Raw genomic sequence first — 17,560 nt, 5'->3', positions numbered from 1 at the left:
TAATCTAATACCTTGCCAATGAATGGCAAATGAACTTCGCAGGCCGAAGAAAGACCAGCTAAAGCCGGGCGGCGGGCAGGATCAGATCGGCCCGCACCCCGCCCCATGCGGATCGCCCAAGGCGAACGCTGCCGCCGCTGAGATCGGCAATATCGCGCACGATGGCAAGCCCCAATCCGCTGCCCGGCACCGCTTCATCCAGCCGATTGCCGCGCTCGAAAGCCGCCTCGGCTTCGGCGTCGGTGATCCCCGGGCCATCATCTTCAACCCGAATATCCAGCATTGGCCGTGCCGTATTCTCCAGCATTTCAGCGCGGATCATGACCCGACTTTTTGACCATTTGCAGGCATTATCCAAAAGATTGCCGACCATTTCAAAAACATCCTGCCGATCCACCCGGCAGGCCAGATCATGGGGAATATTGGCTGCAATCTGCAAATTGCGATCCGCATAAATCTTGCCCATCGCCCGCACCAGTTCCGCCACCGGCTCATCAAGGGGGGTGGCCAGCCCCACCCCGCCGCCCGCCGCCCGGGCGCGTTTTAGATGATGATCGATATGCTGGCGCATGATCTGGGCCTGGGTCAGCGCCAATCCGGCCAGCCGGCCCGCATGGGGATCGGCCTGGGCTTCATTCGATAACACCGAAAGCGGGGTTTTCAAGGCATGGGCCAGATTGCCCACATGGGTGCGTGCGCGTTCCACCACATGCTCATTCTGGGCGATCAGGGCATTCATTTCCTCGACCAAAGGCTGGATTTCCGATGGAAAGCGTCCTTCCAACCGCTGCGCCCGCCCGGATCGAATATTGGCAAGCCCGGTGCGGATCGCCGTGAGCGGCCGCAGCCCGATCCAGACCTGCGCCAGAACCGCCAGCAAAAGCGCCAGCCCCAAAAACCCCAATGACCGCAGAATCAGCATATCAAAAGAATCGATATCGGTTCTGATCTGCTGGGTATCGCCCGCCACCATATAGCGATAGATGGCATCATCATCGGGCAGGACCACATCGCGCACCATGATCCGCAGCCGCTGACCTGCAAGGCCATCCGTTTCATAAACACGCTGATTGAAGGCGGGGATCTGCCATTCCGGCTCCAGCGCCTGATCCCACAGGGATCGCGAGCGGAAATGCGGCATATCATCGGTGGAGACCTGCCAGTAAAGCCCGGAATAAGGCTCGGAAAAGCGCTGATCCGTGACCGGGCGGGTAAAGCGCAAAACGCCATTTTCCACCTCGCTCACCCCGATCATATGTTCTAAAATAAGATCAAGGCGGGCATCGAAATCGCTGACCACATAATCGCGAAAGGCCGCCGCCAGAATCAATCCGCCCAGGCTGAGCGCCGCCGCCAGCCAGATCACCGCCGCCAATAACAGCCGCAAGGTGAGGGATCGGTTGAGATGGCGCAGCCGCCAGAACCGACCCTGATCATCTGTGTTTTGTGGCGCTTTCACCCGTCTGCCCGTTGGCCGCCCTTTTGAGAGGGGGCGGTTTTCTGATCCTCTGTGGGGGCTTCCAGCCGATAGCCAAGACCCCGCACGGTTTGAATCAGATCAACCCCCAGCTTTTTTCTGATCCGATTGACAAAAACCTCGATGGTATTGGAATCGCGGTCGAAATCCTGATCATAGATATGTTCGGTCAATTCGGTGCGGGAAATCACCTGATCCTGATGATGCATCAGATAAGAGAATAATTTGAACTCCAAAGCGGTCAGCCGCACCGGCTCCCCCGAAACCCAGATCCGGGCATTGCGGGTATCCAGCATCACCGGCCCCAGCACCAGTTCCGATGTGGCATGGCCCGCCGCCCGGCGGATCAGCGCCCGCAGGCGCGCCAGCAATTCCGCCAGTTCAAAAGGTTTGGTCACATAATCATCGGCCCCGGCATCCAGCCCCTTTACCTTATCATTCCAGCTGTCGCGGGCGGTGAGAATCAAAACCGGCATGCTGCGCCCCGCCTGCCGCCATAGATTGAGCACCGAAATGCCATCGAGCATAGGCAGGCCCAGATCAAGGATTACCGCATCATAAGGTTCGGTATCACCCATGAAATGCGCATCTTCGCCATTATCTGCGTGATCCACAGCATAGCCCGCATCTTTCAAGGATGCCACCATCTGGCCCGCCAGATCTTCGTCGTCTTCTGCCACCAGAACCCGCATCACCGCTTTCCTTTCACCGCAAGAACCTGCCCTGTATGGGCATCCACTGTTACTGATGCCACCTTGCCGCCCTCTTGCAAAATCTTGATCTTGTAAACCCAGCGATCCCGGGCGGCGCGCTGCAATGTCTGGCCCACCACCCGGCCCGCAACCGAGGCCTGCGCCCGGCGCACGATTTCCGAATAGCTTAAAATCTTGCCTTCCAGCATTTCTTCGCGGGCCCGATCCTGTTCGGATTGCGCATAAAGAACGGGCTGAGGGGCATGGGATGACCGGGAAAAAGGCTGTGCAGCCCCATGCAGGCCCGCCCCGAAAGCATGGCTTTCGCCAATCGGGCAGGCCAGCAGCGCGGCAAAAATGATCACAAGACGGTATAAGCGCATTTTTTCATCCTTTGGCACAATGTCTTATACTGATCTCCGTGAACAGTCCATGAACCGGCTCCCCTTTCCAGACTGTCCGCGCTATGCTTTGCTGATGGCTTGTGGTTTTTAATAAGGGGACTGACCATGCGCAGCTTTCTCGTTCCGATGACCGATCCAAATGGGCAGGATGCCGTGCTCGATCTGGCTTTTGCCATGGCCCGGAAATTCAGGGGTCATTTAAGCGGCCTGTTCATTCGCCCCGATCCCCGCGCCGCCATCCCCTTCATGGGCGAAGGGCTGACCGCCGATGCCATTCAGGATCTGGTCGATGCATCCGACCGCGAGGGCAAAGCCCGCGCCGCCCGCGCTTTTGCGGTTTTTGAAGACAAGCGCCAATCTGAAAATCTGCCCCTGGGGGATGGCCTTGAAGGTCTGGACGACCCCACCATTTCATGGGAGGAAACCACCGGCTTCATTGCTGATCGCGTGGGCCGCGCCGCCCGCCTGGCCGATCTCACCATCGTGCCCCAGCCGGTGGAACCCAATCATCAGGATAGCGCCGATCTGCTCAATGAAGTGCTGTTCAGATCGGGCCGCCCCCTGCTGCTGGCCCCGCCCGAACGCCAGCATAAAAATCCGGGCAAGAGCATTCTCGTGGCATGGAATGGCCGGGCGGAATGTGCCCGCACCGTGGCCGCCTCCTTGCCTTTTCTGCATCAGGCCGAGCGCATCATATTGCTGACCGTGGATGATGAACATCCCGACCGGCCATCATTGGAAGGCTTGCGGATCTATCTGGCGCGCCATGGTCTGACGGCTGAAACCCGGCAAGTTCACAGTGAACAGCGCAGCGTTGGCGAAACCATCCGCGCCACAGTAGAAAAGGAACAGGCCGATCTTTTGATCATGGGCGCTTTTTCCCACAGCCGCTGGCGGGAAATGATCGTAGGCGGGGTGACGCGCGATGCCATTCATCATGCCCGCATCCCCGTTTTCATGAGCCATTGATCATGGTTTGAAGGTGAGATGGATGACCGAACATGCCAAACCCATGCCCATCAGCCTGTCCCAATGGCAGAGTGGGGGCATGATTTTTCCCTATCGCGGACATGATATTTTCTATCGACGCGGGGGGGCTGGCCCGCCGCTTTTATTGCTGCACGGATTTCCCACCGCAAGCTGGGATTATGCCGCGATCTGGGATGGCCTTTGTGCCCATCATGATGTGATTGCGCCGGATTTCATCGGCTTTGGTTTTTCGGCCAAGCCCTTGCCTTATGCTTACTCGATTTTTGATCAGGCCGATCTGATCGAGCAGTTACTGGCCCATTGCCGGATCAGTCGCGTGGCGATTTTGTCCCATGATTTTGGGGATAGCATCACCCAGGAATTGCTGGCCCGGCAAAATGAGAACAGCCACAAGATCGAAATTCAATCAGCCATGCTTTTGAACGGGGGCATTTTTTATGACCAGATCAGCCCCCTGTTCACCCAAAGGCTTTTGCGATCGAAATGGGGAGCCATCGCCCAGCATCTGATGAACCGACGCACATTCGGCCGCAGCTTCAGGGCTATTTTTGGCCCCCAAAGCCAGCCTTCATCCGCCGAACTCGATGATTTCTGGCGCCTGATCACCCATCATCGCGGCAAAAGGGTGATGCATGCGATCAGCCAATATCTTAATGAACGACAGCGCTTTCAAAGCCGGTGGAGCGATGCCTTTGCCCAGGCCCTGTGCCCCTTGCGCTTTGTTTATGGGCCTCAAGATCCGGTTTCGGGCACGGCCATGGCCCGGCGCTTTGCCCAGATCGTGCCGGATGCCGATATCGTGGCTTTGCCCGGCATCGGCCATTATCCGCAGGTAGAAGCGCCTGAAGCCGTGCGCACCGCCTTTGCAGACTTCGAGGCCAAACATGCCGCTTGATCGCTGGATCGGGGGCCTCGTTCTTGCTCTTATGTTGTGGGCGATGCCGGGGTCTGGCAGCGCTTCTGAACCACCCGCGCCTTCGGGCGTTCTTTCAAAGTCGTCCTTGACGGCAGAGGACCTTCTGGCAGCCTTGGGCCCGCCATTTGAAGCCATTCTGGACCGGGTCGATCCCGATCTTGCCCTTATCAGCCGCGATGGGCGCTCTTTTGTTCTGGCTGATCTGTGGCGCCTCCGCCGCAGCCATGAAGGGGGCAACGCGCGCGAAGATGGATGGGCCCGCATGGCCCACGCCCTGATCGGCACGCATCTGGGGCAGCGCTTTTGGGTTTATCCCACCAGCGATGCGCCGGATCGTTATGGCCGCATCCGGGCGCATATCCTGTTTGAAACACCGGAAGGCGATCCCCTATGGATCAATGCTGTCCTATTGAAAGAGGGGCTTGCCCGTGCTTTTCCCCTTGATTTGCCCCCCGATATAACCCGCGCCCTTTATGAAGCCGAAGACAGCGCCCGAGCCGATCATCGCACTCTGTGGTCGGCCCCCGCCTTCGCACCCATGAGAGCGCATGACCTGATGAATGATGGCGGCATCGGCGGCGGTGATTTTGCCATCGTTCGTGGACGGGTCTTTCAAGCCACAAAAGTAGGGGGCACGCTTTATCTCAATTTCGCAGCCGATTGGCGGCAGGATTTCACGATCCGCCTGAATTGGCCGGTGCGGCGGCAATGGCCGGTGGCCGAGCGCAGTGCCGCATTCTGGCGCGGGAAAGAGCTGGAAGTGCGCGGCGTGATGGAGCCCATGAATGGCCTGATGATCACCCCCATCAGCCCGGCTCAGATCAAAATCCTTGCCTCCCCGCCCGCTGATGAGGAACAGGATCACGGATCAAAAAAATCCCCGGCACAAATGGCACCGGGGATTCATGAAACAAAAGCAGGATCGAAAACCGACTGAAAAACGATCAGGCGGCAATCAAAACATTTTCAAGCTGGGTCATGGCGGATTTTTCGTCGATATCTTCGACCGCCGCCAGTTCACGCGCCAAACGGCCAAGGGCGGCCTCATAAATCTGGCGTTCGGAATAGGATTGTTCGGGCTGATCGGCCCCGCGATGCAGATCGCGGACCACTTCGGCGATCGATACGATATCACCGGAATTGATCTTAGCCTCATATTCCTGGGCCCGGCGGCTCCACATGGTCCGCTTGATCCGGGCTTTGCCCTTCAATGTGGAAAAAGCTTCCTGAAGCGTCACCTTATTGGAGAGTTTCCGCATCCCAACCGTTTCAGCTTTACTGATGGGTACACGTAAAGTCATCCGTTCTTTTTCAAAGCGAACAACATAAAGCTCAAGCGTTGCTCCGGCAATTTCCTGCGCTTCAACTTCAGTGACACGACCAACACCATGCTTGGGATAAACGACATAATCCCCTGCAGCGAAATCAAGGGTAGTTTTCTTTTTTACCATGACCGGTCTTAAAGCCCCTTTTCTGTTGGGCGGATATTGCAGCAAATATTGACATCATAAAACACCGCACAGTTCATCAGTCGGAAAGACCTGTCCTGCTACATATCATGATGGAATATTAAGGGTGATCAGCCTCACTGCTGTTCAGATCCGCTTGCTTGATGACAAACGACACACAATCAATTCGCGTACTGTAACACAACTGTCTGAAAAAAGACAGTCGTTTCGCATGTGCGAAAATTCACTGAAATTTGACATGAAGCGCCAACACTGCACGTCATCCCGGACGCGGGGCAGCCCGAAGGGGTGCGCCGCAGAACAGGGATCCATCTTTCACACGCGCGGGCCCTTCACGAGATGGACCCCGGCCCGGGGGCCGGGGTGACGAAAGAGGGGGCCGGGAGGACGCGAGAAAGGCCCCCGCTCTCAATCGCCGGTGCCGGGCTCGGCCGAGAAGAATTTATCGAATTTGCCGTCTTCATCCTTATGATCATCGGCGTCGGCGGGCGGTTCTTTCTTTGTAGTGATATTCGGCCATTTTTCCGAATAATCCGCATTCAGTTCCAGCCATTTTTCAAGGCCATCCTCGGTATCGGGCAGGATGGCTTCCGCCGGGCATTCCGGCTCGCACACGCCGCAATCAATACATTCATTGGGATTGATGACGAGCATATTATCGCCTTCATAAAAGCAATCCACCGGGCAAACCTCGACGCAATCGGTGTATTTGCATTTGATGCAGGCTTCGGTGACAACATAGGTCATAGATTTCCTCTCGACACAAAAGGCATATGCGCCATCATGAACTTTTCGGCCTTATGCCCAAGAATAAGAACCGAGACAACCATTTTTAAGGCCATCTGAACAGAGCCGGGGCGGGCGTGTCCTCAGGCCTCGATCCCCAAACGATCAAGCACCCGCTTGCGGGCCGAACCATTGTCTTTATCGCTAACATATAAAAGCCCGCCGATCCGCCGCAGCAAATTGGCTTCATAAGGATGCAAAACGCCATCGGCATAAGCCACTTCCCACAGCATTTCAATAAGGACCACCCGCTCTTCATATGAGCAGCTTTCCTTCACCGCGCGGGTGAAGCCCAAAATCTGTTGCGCATCATGGGACCGCGCTTTGGCTTCTTCGATCAGGCTGGCAAGCTCTTCCGCCGAAAAATCGAAATGCCGATCCAAAAGATCGCGCACCGATGCGTCTTCGGTTTCATCCAAAGCCCCATCCATCATGGCCGCTTCCAAAAGCAGGGCTGCGGTCGCCATGTGCCGATCTTCATAAAGCGGGCCATCGGTATTTTTATCTGCTGCACGATCAAAAAATGAGCGTATCCGGTTGAGCATCAGCATCTATCCTTTTCTGGTCTGGTCATAGATCGCCCGTGAGCCGATCAAGGGCGCGGCGTTCCGCCTTGGTTGGCCGCCCACTGCCTGCATCGCGCCGGGCATGAACGCCCCGGCCTTCATCAGCGGTGCCCAAAGCCGCCTGTGGAGGGCTTAAATCATCATATAAAAGCCGAGCCACGCTGGCCGGCCCGCGAGTTTCCGACAAGCCCAGCACTTTCACCACATAAATGCGCTGGGCTTTGGGAAAGGTCAGCACATCATGGGGAGAAATCAGCGCCGAAGGCTTTTTCACATGCGACCCATTGAGCCGCATCCGGCCGCTTTTCACCTCTTTTGTGGCTAAAGATCGGGTTTTATAAAACCGCGCCACCCAAAGCCATTTATCGATCCGCATCCGAGGCGCTGAAACCGCCTGTTTCTCGGGGCCCAGTGCTGTCATCCAGAACGCTTTTCCAATGCGGCTTTCAATGCTTTCAATTGGGCAAAGGGGCTGTCTTCATTGATTTCGGAGCGGCCCGCTGCTTTCCCATCAGACCGCCCGGATGCCCCTGATTTCGCCGATTGACCTTGCGGCCCGGACCTGAAGACCCGTGGCCCCTGCTTTCCATGATCAGGTCCACTCCGATCAGTACCACCGCGATTCGGGCGGCGCTGATCAGCCCCACCACGATCCGGCTGCGGCCTGCGGCCTTTTTGCCCCTCATGACGAGGCTTTGCATCCGGCCCGGTGCGATTGGCAGGGGCGTCATCCGGCGACTGCGCGGCTTTTCGGCCATGTTTCTGGGTCGGATTTTTGGCCTGATCCCCTTGGGTTTTATGGTGGGGGCGCGTAGCCGCCCGGGGAGGTCGGGGCGCCCAGAAAAACCGCGTTTCAGCGATCATCGCTGGCGGCTCGGTCGATAAGGTCGCAGTCGATTCAAGACCAGCATCAGTTTGGGGGCCCGCTTCAGCTTGGGGAGCCGCTTCAGCAGGAATATCAGCATCAGCTTGGGCGGTTGGATCCGTTTCAGAATTCACGGCAGAATCGGGCGTTGATACAGGGGCTGGCGTTTCAACAATTTCATGGCCATAGCCCACCGCCCGCATGGCGCGCACAAAGCTATCGCCCGAACAGCCCACAAGGCCCATGATTTCCGGGGTGACCGTAAATTTCTGACCGCCCAGACCCAAAGGCCGCACCATATCGGCCAGTCGCTCCAGCATATCAAGGCGCACGGCTTCATGGCCGCCAATCAGCCGAAAACCGGCAATTTCATAAAATTCGCGCGGGGCTTTGGGATCGGTTTGAATCCAGACCAAACCCGGCGTGGGCATCACCGGCAGATCGGCAATATCATGCCACAAGGCCCAGGCCAAAAGCCGCAATTCCACGGCATGGGGCTTTAATATTTGCGGAATATAAAGGGCGGTGGCCCCGATCCTGATCTGGAAGCGGCGCAAGCCTTTGCGCGCATCCTGATCGATCTGACGCAATTCACCGGCCACCTGCCCGCGCGACAGAACACCAAATCGCTCCAAAAGCTGGAAGGCGACTCCACGGGCCAGCCCGCTCAAGGGGGTCTCAACGGTTTTCACGGCGGGCTTTTGGGCGGGCTTTGGTGCCGGGTTCGATCCCGCATCTGATGGCGGGGCCGCCGCCTCGACAGGCAGGCTTACGGCCTCACCCTCAGATGAAACACTTTGCTCCGCGCCACCTAGCTCCGCGTCACTTTGGGCCGCATCGTCCACAGCCACATTTTCCGCAGCTACATCTTCTGCCGGTTGCAGGACAGAAGCCGGTTTCTGCGCTTCAAGCTCGGCTTTCAGCTTCAAAAGCGGCTCAAGCTTATCGGCGATCCGCTCGGCCAGCCAGGCTTCACAGCTTTCGCGCACCTGATCGGCCAGCCGATCGGTCAATAAGGTGCCCTCGGCCAGCCGGACCCGGGGTTCATAGGGGCCATGGCCTTTTTCGATCCGGGCAATCACCGAATTCTGCCAGATCAATTGCGGCCGATGCATCCCCTGCGAGAGATCGAGCTGCATGGTTTTATAGCCGATATTGCAAAAAATCCTGGCACGGCGGGTGATTTCCGCCCTCAACGCCAAACCGGCTGCGGATTCCAGAGTTTTATAATCGTCCCCCACCGCCGCTGGATCGGCATGAAAGGTAAAGCCATCAAGCCTGCCAATGGCATGGCCTTCGACAATGATTTCATTCGTTTCGTCTATGCTCACCGACAATTCGCCCCGTTGGCGCAATTCGCGCATCAGGACCGATGTCCGTCTGTCAACGAAACGCTGCGTCAATCTATCATGAAGGGCATCAGACAATTTGTCTTCGATGCCCCGCGTCACATAAGCCCAGTGCCCCGCATCCGCCAACCAATTTCGCCGATTGGCGACATAGGTCCAGGTTCGGATATTGGCAATCCGCGCGGCCAAGGTATCAATGTCGCCTTGAGCATTGTCAAGTCGGCTGACCTGCCGCGCCATCCAATCATGGGGCACCACACCATGTCGCCCCATCAAATCGCGATATATCTTCCGAAGCAAGGATAAATGCTCGCTTTCCGAATGACGGCGAAAATCGGGGATCTGGCAAATTTCCCACAATCTTTGCACCGCTGCCGGGGTGGTGGCGATCTTGGCAATCTCTTCGTCTTTAGCGAGCGCCTTCAAGGCCCGCAAATCCAAGGCTTCCCGCGCCCGCACAAGATCGGGCCGCATGGATGGCGCCTCAAGCGACGCCACAAGCTTTGGCAGAGAGCGATAATCAAGCCGGGCATTGCGCCAGATCAGCCCGCGCAGGGGATTGAAATCATGGGCTTCCACCTGCGCAATCAGCGAAGGCGAAAAGGCATCGGCATCCGATCCGGCAAGGGTGGAGAAGGTTCCATCATTTAAATAACGCCCGGCCCGGCCCGCAATCTGGCCGATTTCAGCGGCCTGAAGCCCCCGCACCCGTTCGCCATCAAATTTATGTGTGGCGGCAAAGGCCACATGGTCGATTTCCATATTAAGGCCCATGCCGATGGCATCGGTGGCCACCAGATAATCCACATCGCCGCTTTGATAAAGCGCCACCTGCGCATTGCGGGTGCGCGGGCTGAGCGCCCCCATCACCACAGCCGTGCCGCCGCGCGTGCGGCGCACCAGTTCCGCCAGCGCATAAACATGTTCGATGGAAAAAGCGACAAGGGCCGAACGCCTTGGCAAGCGATGCAGCTTTTGCGGCGGGATATGCTGCAATTTTGAAAAGCGCGGCCGGGCCATGATGGTGATATCGGGGATCAGCCGGCTGACCAGCGCCTGCATGGTATCGGCCCCCATGAAAATGGTTTCCTGCAGGCCACGGGCATTGAGCAGGCGATCGGTAAAAATATGGCCGCGCTGCTGATCACCCGCGAGCTGGATTTCATCAACCGCCAGAAAATCCACCGATTGGCTCATCGGCATCGATTCGACCGTGCAGATCCAATAAGCCGGGCTGGGCGGCACGATCTTTTCCTCGCCGGTGAGCAGGGCCACCCGCGAAGCCCCCTTGGCCGCCACCACCCGATCATAAATCTCGCGCGCCAAAAGCCGCAGGGGAAAGCCGATCATGCCGCTGGCATGGCCCAGCATCCGCTCTACGGCATAATGGGTCTTGCCGGTATTGGTCGGGCCAAGAACGGCAATCACCCGCCTTGAACCATGATATCCCGTCATTCTCTTCCGTTCAGCACAGTTGCAGTTTTGCGGCTTTTTCAGGCCATATTTTCAGGCGGCTGTTTCAGATGGCTTGGGCCTGATCTTGATTTGGGTGATCTGATTACGACGACGACCGATGATTTCAAATTCAAAGCCATAAAAGCTAAAGCGCTGGCCGACAATGGGGATGATTTCCGATTCGAAAATCACCAGCCCCGCCAGAGTCGAAGCATCGGCATCCGGCAAAGACCAATCGAAGCGACGATTGAGATCGCGTAAAGTCATGGTGCCATCCACCTGCACCCAGCCATCCGCCAGCTTTTTCACCCCATGGATCATATGATCGAATTCATCGGAAATATCGCCGACGATTTCTTCCAGAATGTCTTCCAGGGTCACCAGCCCCTGAATCGAGCCATATTCATCCACCACCAAAGCAAAATGAGCGCGGCGGGATAAAAAACGATTGAGCTGTTCGCGCAGGCTGGTGGTTTCCGGCACGAACCAGGCATCCGTCATGATCTCGCGGATATTGATGGCCGCCGGATCGCCCACCGCCTTCAGCGCCCGCAAAACATCCTTGGAATGGAGCACACCAATGATATTTTCCGCATCTTCTTCATAAACCGGCAGGCGCGTATAGGGGCTTTTGATCACCTCATCAACGATCTCCGCAGGGGGCATGGACCCATCGATCAGCGCCATATTCTTGCGGTGGATCATCACATCTTCGATGCTGATTTCATCCAGATCAAGGATCGAATCGAGCATATCGCGATGGGCTTTGCGGATACCGCCTTCGCTGGCCCCCAGATCGATGGCCCCGCGAATCTCATCACGGGCCGACAGGATCGCCTCGCCGTTTTCCAGATCCACCCCGAAAACAGACAGCGTGCCGCGCACAATCTGGCGCACCAGATTAACCACGGGCGAAAACAGAAAAACCAGAATGGCAATCACCGATCCCACCGCCAAAGCCATGCCATCGGGATTGGAAATGGCATAGGATTTGGGCAGCACTTCAGCAAAAATAAGGACCAGAGCCGTCATCACAAGGGTGGCATAAACAACCCCGCCTTCACCCACCATGGCGATGAAAACATAGGTGGCCAAGGCGCTGGCCAGAATATTCACCAGATTATTGCCCAGCAAAATGGCCCCGATCAGGCGTTCTTTATCCTCGATCAGCTTTTCCACCCTTTGGGCTCGATGATCGCCATCCCGGGCCAGCCGATGAATGCGGGCGCGGCTGGCCGCAGTGAGGGCGGTTTCCGAACCTGAAAAAAAGGCCGATAAACACAGCAGAACAAGAATCCCGATCAAAGCGGGCAGATGAGCCATCAACATGTTCAACATCCGTTTAAAACCACCAGAAAATCTTCAGAACCGATCAGGCAGGATCAGGCAGAACGCCCTTGAGATAATCGCGCAGAACCGGCATGGGCACATCGCGGCTGATGAACGCCCGGCCAATGCCCCGTGCCAGAATGAAGCCGATCATCCCATTTTCAACCTTTTTATCCTGCTGCATCAGGGCAATCATGCGATCCGCCCCCAGCCCCTTGAAAAGATCGCCCGCGATATCCTCGCACCGGATGGGCAGTCCGGTTTTTTGCAAATGCTGGCGCAGCCGCGCAGCATCATCGGGTGGGCACAAAGAAAGGCGGGCTGAAAGTTCAAAAGCCATCACACAGCCGATGGCCACCGCCTCGCCATGCAAAAGCCGGCCATCATAGCCGGCATGGGCTTCCAGGGCATGGCCAAAGGTATGGCCCAGATTGAGCAAGGCGCGCTGGCCTTGTTCCCGCTCATCAGCGGCAACGACCCGGGCCTTCGACCGGCAGCTTTGCGCCACCGCAAAAGCCTGCGCCCGGCGATCCCCGAGCAAGACATCCGCACCATGATCTTCGAGCCAGGAAAAGAAATCCGGCTGATCGATCAGCCCATATTTCATCACTTCGGCATAGCCTGCGCGGCGTTCGCGCATCGTTAAGCTGTCAAGGCTCATCAGATCGATCAAAACCCGGCGGGGCTGGTGAAAGGCGCCGATCAGATTTTTCCCCTGCGGCACATTGATCCCGGTTTTCCCCCCCACCGAGCTATCGACCTGCGATAAAAGCGTGGTGGGCATCTGCACCACATCAACACCACGGCGCAGAATGGCACAGGCAAAGCCGGTGAGATCCCCCACCACGCCGCCGCCCAGCGCCAGCACCAGATCCCGGCGTTCGATATCAAAATCAAGAAGCGCCGCACAGAGCCGCTCCAGTTCTGAAAAGGATTTTGCCCCTTCCCCCGCCGGAATGATATGCCGATCCGCCCTGATCCCGGCTTTGGCCAAGGCATCCATCACCATATCGCCATAAAGCCCAAACACCGTTTCATCGCTGACAAGAGCCAGACGCGGCCGCAGCAAAAGATCGCCCAGCCAGCGCCCCGGATCAGCCAACAGGCCTTCGCCGATCACGATATCATAGCCGCGATCACCCAAGCCCACGGGCACCGTGCAAATCTCCATCGCCGCCACGCCGTTGCTCATGGGCCTGTCCTTTCCCTGATATAGCCGCCCATCGCCTCGATGATCTTATCAACCACATGTTCATGGGGGCCATCGCTGCTTTTGATATGGATATTGGCCTGAGCATAATCACCCGCCCGGGTTTGCCACAAACCTTCGAGGATGGTGCGGGGATCGCCCTGCCGCAAAAGCGGACGGGTATCGCGCTTGGCCGTGCGCTCCACCAGAATATCGATATCGGCATCCAGCCACACGGAAAAACTGCGGGATAAAACCAGATCCCGGGTTTGCGGATCGGCAAAAGCCCCGCCGCCGGTGGCAATCACCTGTGGCTTATCATCAATCAGGCGGGCGATCACCCGGCGTTCGCCCTCGCGGAAGGCGGCTTCGCCAAAGGCCTCGAAAATTTCGGAAATGCTGCGCCCCGCCGCTTCGGCAATGGCATCGTCAGCATCAACGAAATCAAGCCCCAGGCGCGCCGCCAGCCGCCGCCCGATGGTGGATTTACCGGCCCCCATCAGGCCCACCAGCACGATGGGCATCCCGGGATTATGGGGATCGATCAGGGAAAAATGTCTGTTTTTTGTTTTTTCATGCATCATAAACAGACTTACAGCACAAAAATCGCCGATCATAAAGCAGCCCTGCATGCCTGCGGCCATTTTCCTGCCTGATCTGCATGTTCAGATGATCAGCAGGCGCTTTACAGGCTGAAGGGCCAATAGCATCAAGGGGCTGTGCTGGACAGCAAGTCCCCATATTGCCTATAAACGACGGTAAGGACAAAAAAGGGTTGATCTGGAATGAAAAGCGTTTGGCTTGTGGTGATCGCGATTGTTTTGCTGGCCTTGATCGGCGGTTCGATCTGGCTTTTTACATGGGATATTCCCGCCCCCCAGCAATCAGTGGAACAAGAGCTTTCCGATGACATCATCAATGATTGATCCCGATTGCTTCAAGGGCCGCTTTGGGGCTGCAGCCCTGCTTGCGGCAATGCTATCCTGCGCCGCGCCTTTATCGGCTCAAGCCCAGCCAGAAAGCGAGCCTCAAACCGAGCCCCAAAATCAGGGCGCTGAGGGCCGTTATTATCTGGGGGGGCCGCGTTTGGAGCCATCGCCCGGCGAACAGCGCAAGGCCGATGCCCAAAAAGCCCCCACCTCGATCCTCATCGGGCCTTATGTGCCGCCCCGCTCCATCCCATCGCCCGCCTTCACCAGCAGTGAATCTCAAAGGGATGGCGAACAGCCGGATGCCGAAAACAGCTTAACCGAACAATCTGTTACTGAGCAGGCATTTGTTGAACAGGACATCAGCATCGATTCCCTTGATCGTCTCGACCCGGCGGCCATCGGGGTTTGGGTCGATGAATCTGAACCGGCTTACCCCGTCACCTTATGGGAAGGCAGCCCCCGCGCCCTTCTCTCAACGCTTTTACCCGCTTTGCCCGCAGAAAGCGCATCGCCGCCCGTGCGCGCCCTGATGCGTCGGCTTTTATTATCGCCTGCCATTCTTCCGCCTCTTCCTGTTGCGGCTGAAGGCGCGCCCGAAAATTCTGAAAGCGTGCCATCCCTCATCGAAGCCCGGCTGGAGCGGCTTTATGCCATGGGGCGGGTCGATGATTTTCTGGCCCTTGCCAATGAGCTTCCCAAGGGTGAAACCGGCGCCATAGAAGCCCCCATAGAAACCTTGGCCATCACCCGCATGCACAGCGATGCTCTGCTGGCCATCGGTGATTATGATCAGGCCTGTACTTTGGCGAATGACGCTATCAGCCGTTCTGGCGCGGCCTATTGGTTGCGGATCACCGCTTTATGCGCGGCCCTTGATGATCAGATCCCCGCAGCGCGCTTCAAGCTGGCCTTGCTCGCCGATTCCAATGAAGCCGATCCGGCCTTTTTCAGCCTGATGGAAAAGCTGCTGACCCAAGACAACACCCAAAATGCGGCCCAAAATGCCCGCCAGAATGCCAGGATGGGTGATGGGATCGCGGCCACATCCGCCCTTGATCCAGCGCTTTTTGCTTTGGCGCGCCTCACCCAAAGCCGGCTGGCCGCCGATCTGGCCTTGCGTGCCCCCCCCCTTCTTTTGGACAAGGTGGCCCGGCTGCCCGGCTATGAACCCGAAACCCAGCTTCATTTGGCCATCCGCGCCGCCCGCCATGGCTTTGTCGATGGGCCCCTGATCGCGGCAGCCTTTGCCGCCATCCCCTTTGATGAAGCCCAAAAGGCGGGCGTTTTCTCATCTTTGGAAGCCGCCAATGATCCGGGCAATGATCCGGGCAATGATCCTGAAGCCACGTCCGATTTTGCAACCGACTCTGGCCCTGAAACCGCCGCTGATCATCTGGTCTCCGGTTTGAAGCTCGATGCGCTTTTGTGGCAATTTGCGGCTGATGCCAAAACCCCGGCGGAGCGCGCCCGCTGGATCGAAATCGCCTTCCAGCATAGCCGCAAAGCCGGACGGGCCAGAGCCATGGCTGCGGCACTTTCCGGCCCGCTGGATGCACTGGATGCCAGCATGTCATTGGCGGGCTATGCCGATAGCATGGGCCGGGTGCATCTGCTCAATGGCCAGCCGGAACAGGCCCTTGGATGGTATGAAGCGGCGCGCATCGCCGCCGATGCCGGCAATGCCGATGCGCTAAGGGCCCAAAAAGCCCTGTGGCCGCTGATCCTGATCGCCGATGCCGATCCATCCATGGGTTTTGAAGCGGCCCTGCTCGATCAATGGCTGGCCAGCGCAGATAAGGTCCGGGCCGATCTGCTTTTAAGCATTTTCCATGAATTGGGCTATTCTTTGGAAACGGCGGATACCCGCTCCTTATGGCTCGCCACCGCACCCTCCAGAACGGGACCATCGGCCTTTTTATGGCGGCAGATGGTAGAGGCGATCAGGGAACAGCGGCTGGGGGAAAGCCTGCTCACCAGCCTAGTGGCGATCCGGCACAGTGGCGGCATTGATGGGCTTTCCGCCCCCGTGCTGGCAACCATATTGGCCGCCCTGCGGGAAGCCGATCTCAAGCCTTATGCTCGCGATCTTGCCCTTGATGTTTTGCTCACCCAAAGCGATTGAGGGCATCGCGATGCACAGGGCCATGACACGGCATCACGATGAGCCGCCGCACGGTCACTATGGCTGAAGATCGTCATCTGATTGAACAGTTTCTGGAAATGCTGGCTGCCGAGCGCGGGGCGGCAGCCAATAGCCTGGCCGCTTATGAACGTGATCTGGTGGATTTTTTCACCCGCACCGGGGCCAGCACCCAAAGCACGACAACAGAAGATATCCGGCATTATCTGGAGCTTTTGCATCGCGAAAAGCGCGCCGCCAGCACCGCCAGCCGCCGCTTATCGGCCTTGCGGCAATATTTTCTGTTTCTCTTTCGCGAAGGGCTGAAACCCGATAATCCCGCCATTGGTATCGATAGCCCGCGCCTGCCTGCCCGCCTGCCCGGTGTTTTGAGCGAAGAGGATGTCAATAAGCTGCTGTCTTGCGCCGAAGACATCCACAGGGAAAAAAACAATCTGCAAAGCGCCCGGCTGCTCGCTTTGCTGGAAATGCTTTATGCCACCGGTATGCGCATCACCGAATTGATCCGCCTGCCGCGCCGGGCTTTTGCCCCGGATCGCCCGGTGCTGTTCGTGCGCGGCAAGGGGGGGGCAGAACGCATGGTGCCCATGGGCGATCAGGCGCGCGCCGCTTTGCTGGCCTATCTGGCGATTTTAAAACGCGATAAGCCCGATATGGCCGCCTCGCCCTGGCTTTTTCCCTCACGCGGGGCGATGGGCACGCTGAGCCGGATGCGGGTGCAGCAAATGCTCAAATCTTTGGCACAAGAAGCCGGGATCAGGCCCGAACTGCTTTCCGCCCATAAAATGCGCCATGCCTTTGCCACCCATCTTCTGGCCCATGGGGCCGATTTGCGGGCGGTACAAAAGATGCTGGGCCATGCCGATATTTCAACGACCCAGATCTATACCCATGTGCTGGAAGAACGGCTGCGGACTTTGGTGAGCGAAAAACACCCGCTGGCCCAAAGGGACCAGACAGATAGCCCGAAAGACAAACCATGGCAGGATGGCTGAAAAGCC

Annotated in this window: 17 protein-coding genes; 6 read left to right on the top strand and 11 right to left on the bottom strand. The window is 57.6% G+C overall.

Annotation, left to right across the window (positions count from 1 at the left end; all coding sequences use genetic code 11):
• Positions 1-58: 58 nt before the first annotated feature.
• From QK300_RS01665 to QK300_RS01655, 3 genes are read right to left on the bottom strand one after another with little or no spacing between them, the layout of a single operon-like run.
• The gene (locus QK300_RS01665; RefSeq protein WP_281299725.1) at positions 59-1,459 is read right to left on the bottom strand and encodes a sensor histidine kinase; all 1,401 of its coding nucleotides are present in this window, start codon (positions 1,457-1,459) and stop codon (positions 59-61) included.
• Positions 1,456-2,169, bottom strand: coding sequence for a response regulator transcription factor (locus tag QK300_RS01660; protein WP_281299726.1), 714 nt, complete (start codon positions 2,167-2,169; stop codon positions 1,456-1,458). The genes QK300_RS01665 and QK300_RS01660 overlap by 4 nt, the downstream gene beginning before the upstream one ends.
• Complete coding sequence (locus tag QK300_RS01655) at positions 2,169-2,552, bottom strand: PepSY domain-containing protein (RefSeq protein ID WP_150007415.1); 384 nt, start codon at positions 2,550-2,552, stop codon at positions 2,169-2,171. Before QK300_RS01655 ends, QK300_RS01660 begins: the two co-directional genes overlap by 1 nt.
• A 126-nt stretch (positions 2,553-2,678) precedes the next feature.
• Here QK300_RS01655 and QK300_RS01650 point away from each other — a divergent pair, with 126 nt between their 5' ends.
• The 3 genes from QK300_RS01650 (at position 2,679) to QK300_RS01640 (ending at position 5,416) form a co-directional block, all read left to right on the top strand.
• Entirely contained in the window at positions 2,679-3,542 is an 864-nt protein-coding gene (locus QK300_RS01650) for a universal stress protein (protein WP_281299727.1), read from the top strand.
• Between the two features lie 22 nt (positions 3,543-3,564).
• Positions 3,565-4,458 carry an alpha/beta hydrolase gene (locus QK300_RS01645; RefSeq protein ID WP_281299728.1) on the top strand — a complete coding sequence of 298 codons (894 nt, stop codon included), beginning with the start codon at positions 3,565-3,567 and terminating at the stop codon, positions 4,456-4,458.
• Positions 4,459-4,591: 133 nt separating this feature from the next.
• Positions 4,592-5,416 carry a thermonuclease family protein gene (locus tag QK300_RS01640; RefSeq protein WP_281299729.1) on the top strand — a complete coding sequence of 275 codons (825 nt, stop codon included), beginning with the start codon at positions 4,592-4,594 and terminating at the stop codon, positions 5,414-5,416.
• A 7-nt stretch (positions 5,417-5,423) separates the two neighbouring features.
• Here QK300_RS01640 and QK300_RS01635 read toward each other — a convergent pair whose 3' ends face one another.
• From QK300_RS01635 to QK300_RS01600, 8 genes are all read right to left on the bottom strand, one after another.
• On the bottom strand, positions 5,424-5,930 hold the full coding sequence (locus QK300_RS01635) for a CarD family transcriptional regulator (protein ID WP_281299730.1): 507 nt from the start codon (positions 5,928-5,930) through the stop codon (positions 5,424-5,426).
• A 426-nt stretch (positions 5,931-6,356) separates the two neighbouring features.
• Positions 6,357-6,695, bottom strand: coding sequence for a ferredoxin FdxA (fdxA, locus tag QK300_RS01630; protein ID WP_281299731.1), 339 nt, complete (start codon positions 6,693-6,695; stop codon positions 6,357-6,359).
• Positions 6,696-6,817: 122 nt separating this feature from the next.
• Positions 6,818-7,279 (bottom strand): TerB family tellurite resistance protein, encoded by a 462-nt coding sequence (locus QK300_RS01625; protein ID WP_281299732.1) that lies wholly within the window; start codon positions 7,277-7,279, stop codon positions 6,818-6,820.
• 25 nt (positions 7,280-7,304) lie between these two features.
• Entirely contained in the window at positions 7,305-7,721 is a 417-nt protein-coding gene (locus QK300_RS01620; protein ID WP_281299733.1) for an RNA-binding S4 domain-containing protein, read from the bottom strand.
• The gene (locus QK300_RS01615) at positions 7,718-10,969 is read right to left on the bottom strand and encodes a helicase-related protein (RefSeq protein WP_281299734.1); all 3,252 of its coding nucleotides are present in this window, start codon (positions 10,967-10,969) and stop codon (positions 7,718-7,720) included. The genes QK300_RS01620 and QK300_RS01615 overlap by 4 nt, the downstream gene beginning before the upstream one ends.
• Before the next feature lie 51 nt (positions 10,970-11,020).
• Positions 11,021-12,298, bottom strand: a complete 1,278-nt coding sequence (locus QK300_RS01610) for an HlyC/CorC family transporter (protein ID WP_281299735.1) — start codon at positions 12,296-12,298, stop codon at positions 11,021-11,023.
• A 43-nt stretch (positions 12,299-12,341) separates the two neighbouring features.
• Positions 12,342-13,490, bottom strand: coding sequence for a 3-dehydroquinate synthase (aroB, locus tag QK300_RS01605; RefSeq protein ID WP_281299736.1), 1,149 nt, complete (start codon positions 13,488-13,490; stop codon positions 12,342-12,344).
• Positions 13,487-14,068: a shikimate kinase gene (locus tag QK300_RS01600; RefSeq protein ID WP_348651805.1), complete on the bottom strand. Its 582-nt coding sequence runs from the start codon at positions 14,066-14,068 to the stop codon at positions 13,487-13,489. Before QK300_RS01600 ends, aroB begins: the two co-directional genes overlap by 4 nt.
• Before the next feature lie 204 nt (positions 14,069-14,272).
• Between QK300_RS01600 and QK300_RS01595 the strand changes: the two genes are divergently transcribed.
• The 3 genes from QK300_RS01595 to QK300_RS01585 are packed head-to-tail and all read left to right on the top strand — an operon-like array spanning position 14,273 to position 17,554.
• A complete protein-coding gene (locus QK300_RS01595; protein ID WP_161760619.1) occupies positions 14,273-14,413 on the top strand; it encodes a hypothetical protein in 141 nt (46 codons plus the stop codon).
• Positions 14,394-16,541: a hypothetical protein gene (locus tag QK300_RS01590; protein WP_281299738.1), complete on the top strand. Its 2,148-nt coding sequence runs from the start codon at positions 14,394-14,396 to the stop codon at positions 16,539-16,541. The genes QK300_RS01595 and QK300_RS01590 overlap by 20 nt, the downstream gene beginning before the upstream one ends.
• A 38-nt stretch (positions 16,542-16,579) precedes the next feature.
• Entirely contained in the window at positions 16,580-17,554 is a 975-nt protein-coding gene (locus QK300_RS01585) for a tyrosine recombinase (RefSeq protein WP_281299739.1), read from the top strand.
• Positions 17,555-17,560 lie beyond the last annotated feature (6 nt).

Source organism: Iodidimonas sp. MBR-22 (assembly GCF_029946565.1).
GTDB classification, from domain to species: domain Bacteria; phylum Pseudomonadota; class Alphaproteobacteria; order Sphingomonadales; family Rhodothalassiaceae; genus Iodidimonas; species Iodidimonas nitroreducens.
The sequence above is the reverse complement of the archived record's forward strand: the minus strand, read 5'-3'. Positions and strand labels throughout refer to the sequence as shown.